Below are 4,320 nucleotides of genomic sequence, written 5' to 3'. Positions count from 1 at the left end.
CGTCGCCGCGACCAGCGCACGCACCTCGTCGAGGTACTCGCGGACATAGGCGCCCTTGTTGCGCACCAGCTTGCGGCCGACCAGATCGAGGGCCTGAATGCCGTTGGTGCCTTCGTATATCTGCGCGATGCGGGTGTCACGCACCAGCTGCTCCATGCCCCACTCGCGGATGTAGCCGTGGCCGCCGAAGACCTGCTGGGCATCGACGCAGGCATCGAAGGCGCGGTCGGTGAGGAAGGCCTTGGCCACCGGCGTCATCAGCGCCACGCGGTCGGCGGCGGCGGTCTTCACCGCCGCATCGTCGCTGTACTTGGACAGGTCGAGATACTTCGATACGTACATGGCGAAGCAGCGGCCGGCCTCGACATGGGCGCGCACCGACAGCAGCATGCGGCGCACGTCCGGATGCACGATGATCGGGTCGGCGGCCTTCTGCGGCACCTTCACGCCAGTGGCGGAGCGGCCCTGGATGCGGTCGCGGGCGTAGGCCACGGCGTTCTGGTAGGCCACTTCCGAGGCGCCCAGGCCCTGCAGGCCCATGGACAGGCGTTCGTAGTTCATCATCACGAACATGGCGGCCAGGCCTTCGTTGATCTCGCCGACCAGCCAGCCCTGCGCGTCATCGAAGTTCATCACGCAGGTGGCCGAGGCCTTGATGCCCATCTTGTGCTCGATCGAGCCTGCGGCCACGGCGTTGCGGGCGCCGACCGAGCCGTCCTCGTTGACCAGGAACTTCGGCACCAGGAACAGCGAGATGCCCTTGGAACCGGCCGGCGCGTCCGGCAGCTTGGCCAGCACCAGGTGGATGATGTTGTCAGCCAGGTCGTGCTCGCCGCCGGTGATGAAGATCTTGGTGCCGGTGATGCGGTAGGAGCCGTCGGCCTGCGGCAGGGCGCGGGTCTTGATGATGCCCAGGTCGGTGCCGGCGTGCGGCTCGGTCAGGCACATGGTGCCGGCCCACTCGCCGGAGTAGATCTTCGGCAGGTAGCGGTCGTTGAGCTCGTCGCTGCCGTGCTGCGACATGGCCAGCGCGGCGCCGATGCCGAGCAGCGGGTAGAGCGCGAACGACGGGTTGGCGCCGAAGATGATCTCCTCGGTCATCACCGTGACCATCTTGGGCATGCCCTGGCCGCCCCAGCGCGGGTCGGCGCCGAGGCCGATCCAGCCGCCCTCGCCGTACTGCGCGAAGGCATCCTTGAAGCCGGCCGGCGTGGTCACCACGCCATTGTCGAACTTCGCGCCTTCCTCGTCGCCGGAGCGGTTGAGCGGGAACACCACGTTCTCGTTGAACTTGGCGGCCTCTTCGAGAATGGCGTCGACGGTGTCGCGGTCAACGTGCTCGGCCAGCGCGGGCAGCGAGGCCCAGATGCCGGCGGCGTCGAAGACTTCGTCGAGGATGAAGCGCATGTCGCGCAGGGGGGCCTTGTAGACGGGCATGGTCGGTTTCTCCCAGGGGGCAGCCGGGCTGCCGTTGATGGTGCCGGCCGGGCCGGCATCAGGTGCCGCGCGCGGCCGCACCACATCGGATTCAGACGGACAGAAGCCCGCATGGTGCGGGCCTCCGTCGTTTCAGGCAATCACACCTTCGGTCAGAAGGCGAAGGACTCGACGTCCATCTGCATGAGCACGTCCAGACCGCCGTCGATGGCTTCGACATGGCCCTTGGTACGCGGCAGGATCTTCTTGAAGTAGAACTGCGCAGTCTTGATCTTGGCTTCGTAGAAGGCCTTGTCGCCTTCGCCGGCGGCGATCTTGTCCTGCGCGGTCTTGGCCATCAGCGCCCACAGGTAGGCCAGGGTGACATAGCCCGAGTAGAACAGGTAGTCGACCGCGGCGGCGCCGACTTCGTTCGGGTTCTGCATGGCCTTCATGCCGATCTTCATGGTCAGGTCGCCCCACTCCTTGTTCAGGGCGGTCAGCGGTGTCAGGAACTGCGCCAGCTCGGCGTTGTCCTTGTTGGCTTCGGCGAACTTGTGCACGATCCTGGTGAAGTTCTTCAGCAGGCCGCCCTGGGTCTGCAGCACCTTGCGGCCGAGCAGGTCGAGGGCCTGGATCTGGGTGGTGCCTTCATACAGCAGCGCGATGCGGGTGTCACGGACGATCTGCTCCATGCCCCACTCACGGATGAAACCGTGGCCGCCGTAGACCTGCACGCCGTGGTTGGCCGACTCGTAGCCGACTTCGGTGAGGAAGGCCTTGGCGATCGGGGTCAGGAACGACAGCAGCTCGTCAGCCTGCTTGCGCGCTTCTTCCGATTCGGAGCCCTGGATCACGTCGTTCTGCGTCGACAGCCAGTAGCACAGCAGGCGGCCGCCTTCGGCGAAGGCCTTCTGGGTCAGCAGCAGCTGGCGCACGGCCGGGTGCACGATGATCGGGTCGGCTTCCTTTTCCGGGAAGGCCGGGCCGCTCAGGGCGCGCATGGCGAGACGGTCGCGGGCGTACTCGAGGGCACCCTGGAAGGAGCCTTCGGCGGCGGCCAGACCCTGGATGGCGGTGCCGATGCGGGCGGTGTTCATGAACGTGAACATGCAGTTCAGGCCGCGGTTCGGCGGGCCGATCAGGAAGCCCTTGGCGTTGTCGAAGTTCATCACGCAGGTGGCCGAGGCCTTGATGCCCATCTTGTGTTCGATGGAGCCGCAGGCCACGGTGTTGCGGGTGCCGTCCGGCAGGAACTTCGGCACGATGAACAGCGAGATGCCCTTGGTGCCCTTCGGGGCGTCCGGCAGGCGCGCCAGCGTGATGTGGATGATGTTGTCGGCCAGGTCGTGCTCGCCGGCGGAGATGAAGATCTTGGTGCCGGTGATGGCGTAGGAGCCGTCGGCGTTCGGCTCGGCCTTGGTGCGGATGATGCCGAGGTCGGAACCGGCGTGCGGTTCGGTCAGGCACATGGTGCCGGTCCACTCGCCCGACACCAGCTTGGTCAGGTAGGTTTCCTTCTGTTCCGGCGTGCCGTGGGCTTCCACGGTGTTGATGGCGCCGTGCGACAGGCCCGGGTACATGCCGAAGGACCAGTTGGCGGTGCCCATCATTTCGCTGAGCGCGATGCCGATGGTGGGCGGCAGGCCCTGGCCGCCGTGCTCCGGTTCCGCCGACAGGGCGCCGAAGCCCAGCTCGACGTACTTGGCGTAGGCTTCCTTGAAGCCCTTCGGCGTGGTGACTTCGCCGTTGTTGAAGGTACAGCCTTCTTCGTCGCCGGAACGGTTCAGCGGGGCCAGTTCGCCTTCGCAGAACTGGGCGCCGGCTTCGACGATGCTGTCGATCAGCTCGCGGTTGGTGTCCGCGAACTTGGGCAGGCCGGCGTAGAGGTTTTCCAGGCCGAGCACATCGTGCATGACGAACTGGATGTCGCGCTGGGGCGCCTTGTACTGAAATGCCATGGTGAGCTTCCTCGGGTTTGCGTGCGCCGCTGGCGCAGGGCAGGTGTTTGTCGGGGGCGGCAACCGTGACCAGGCCAGCAAACGCGAGGTCTGCCTCCACCCGTAGCGTGGACAGTGTAGTGAAGAAAAGATAGTCAACCCAGCCCGATGTGTGACTGATCGTTCACGCCTTTCCCGCGCGCCGGTCACGGACACCGGCATGATGCCGTCCGGCACCACGACGCCGCCGCGGAGCGGGCCGCGCCCGCGCCTTGCGGCAGCCGGCCGTCACCGCGCTCAGGGCAGCAGCGGCGCCAGGTCGAGCAGCGCCGCCGCCTCCGCCACGGGCGCGCCCGGCGCCCACGGCAGCACGCCCAGGCAGGGCGCCGGCAGCCACTGCCGGAGCGTCGCCACATTGTCATCCAGCCCGAACAGATCGGGCTCGACCACGTTGCCGACCCAGCCGGCCAGACGCAGGCCGTCCTTGAGGATGGCCTCGGCGGTGAGCATGGCCACGCTCAGGCAGCCCAGGCGCAGGCCGACCACGAGGACCACCGGCAGCCGCAGCTCGCGCGGCAGCCCGGACAGCAGCTCGCGGTCGCTGATGGGCACGCGCCAGCCGCCGGCGCCCTCGATCAGCGTGAGGTCGGCGCGGCGGCCCATGGCGCCACGACAGTAGCCGNCGGCGAGCACGCCGCTGCCAGCGCCACCGGGTTGACCTCCTGATAGAGCGGCATGACGCTGCTCGCCGCCTGCAGCGCCAGCGCGTCGTCGTTGCGCAGGCCATCGGGCGTTTCCTCGCAGCCGGCGGCGACCGGCTTCAGGCCCAGCGTGCTGCGGCCGGCGGCGCGGGCGGCCTCGAGCAGCGCGACCGAAACGTGGGTCTTGCCGATGCCGGTGTCGGTGCCGGTGACGAAATAAGCGGGCATGGGAACTCCTCAGCGGGGGTGCAGGCGCGCGCGCC

The 4,320-nt window shown here is 67.7% G+C and carries 4 protein-coding genes; all 4 read right to left on the bottom strand.

Annotated elements, in window-relative coordinates:
• Positions 1–1,437, bottom strand: a 1,437-nt coding sequence (locus C5O18_RS06905; protein WP_105192663.1) for an acyl-CoA dehydrogenase family protein, incomplete at its 3' end; no start/stop codon positions are given.
• Between the two features lie 152 nt (positions 1,438–1,589).
• Positions 1,590–3,377 (bottom strand): acyl-CoA dehydrogenase C-terminal domain-containing protein, encoded by a 1,788-nt coding sequence (locus C5O18_RS06900; RefSeq protein ID WP_105192661.1) that lies wholly within the window; start codon positions 3,375–3,377, stop codon positions 1,590–1,592.
• A gap of 276 nt (positions 3,378–3,653) precedes the next feature.
• Entirely contained in the window at positions 3,654–4,019 is a 366-nt protein-coding gene (gene bioD, locus C5O18_RS11005; protein ID WP_277422154.1) for an ATP-dependent dethiobiotin synthetase BioD, read from the bottom strand.
• Positions 3,992–4,285 (bottom strand): ATP-dependent dethiobiotin synthetase BioD, encoded by a 294-nt coding sequence (gene bioD, locus C5O18_RS11000; protein ID WP_277422153.1) that lies wholly within the window; start codon positions 4,283–4,285, stop codon positions 3,992–3,994. The genes bioD (C5O18_RS11005) and bioD (C5O18_RS11000) overlap by 28 nt, the downstream gene beginning before the upstream one ends.
• Positions 4,286–4,320: the final 35 nt, after the last annotated feature.

It is taken from the genome of Amnimonas aquatica, from assembly GCF_002943415.1.
GTDB classification, from domain to species: Bacteria; Pseudomonadota; Gammaproteobacteria; order Pseudomonadales; family Moraxellaceae; genus Perlucidibaca; species Perlucidibaca aquatica_A.
This window is presented reverse-complemented; position numbering and strand designations above follow the sequence as displayed.